Origin of the sequence: Bacillus sp. JJ783 (assembly GCF_036963225.1) — a bacterium.
Classification (GTDB): domain Bacteria; phylum Bacillota; class Bacilli; order Bacillales; family Bacillaceae_G; genus Bacillus_A; species Bacillus_A cereus_U.
The window spans coordinates 1-352 of the sequence record NZ_JBALMG010000169.1; the positions used below are offsets into that span (position 1 = coordinate 1).

Genomic DNA, 352 nt, shown 5'->3' on the forward strand with positions numbered 1-352 from the left:
CAGAAAAAATTACATGAAGTTTTCATTAATAAAAGTGTTATTCATATAATTCTCCTAAAAATAGTAAGATAAATAAAAAAGAGCGGATTTCCGCTCTTTTTTATCCTTTTACGATTGAAATTATTGAATTCCTTCTGGTAACTTAATTGAATCAAACTTTTCATATGAATCAATCTTTATACTCACAACTGCAGCCAATTTTTCCTTATCTGTACTAGCTTTTTTATCTGAGTTACTTTCACTCACTTTTATAGTTGTTCGCATCTCTTCAAATTTATAATCTCTTGTTATTATATATTCAATGTTAAACGCATCCATATTAAATCCTTCCGTTAATTTCTTCATATCTCCA

General features: G+C 27.0%; 1 pseudogene. It reads right to left on the minus strand.

The window, feature by feature from the left end:
- Nucleotides 1–120: 120 nt before the first annotated feature.
- Nucleotides 121–352: pseudogene (locus V7038_RS26450) on the minus strand (hypothetical protein); the annotation flags it as partial.